At 51.9% G+C, this 364-nt stretch carries 1 protein-coding gene; it reads left to right on the top strand.

The window, feature by feature from the left end:
• Nucleotides 1–156 precede the first annotated feature (156 nt).
• Nucleotides 157–364: hypothetical protein (locus AC5ZGW_RS47600; protein ID WP_496114334.1), on the top strand; the 208-nt coding region annotated here is incomplete at its 3' end.

Genomic DNA, 364 nt, shown 5'->3' with positions numbered 1-364 from the left:
CAATGCGCAAATGCATTCGAGCGCTTTGGAGGGCCTGAATTTTCCTCGACCCCGTGGAGCGCAATTTGCCTGCTTAAGGCATTTGTCGATTCACCTAGTCGGAAAACACTGGCAAACTGCGCTCGGGCATTCTCCGGATCGACGATCGTACCCGCTATGCAGCGAATATTCCCCTGGCCGATCGCAACAATTCTCGCCGAATCAACGACACCCGCACAGCTACTTACCATTGCAGATCAGATCGAAGGAGGTGCTCGAGGAGATATCGACCAATGGCTTGCTGCCGAAAGACGCTGGAGTTCTCGGGGGATAGTTGAAGATGACTTTTACGCAAACGATGAAAGTCATTGGTTCGACGCAAATA

It is taken from the genome of Bradyrhizobium sp. Crot121, assembly GCF_059512385.1.
This window is presented reverse-complemented; position numbering and strand designations above follow the sequence as displayed.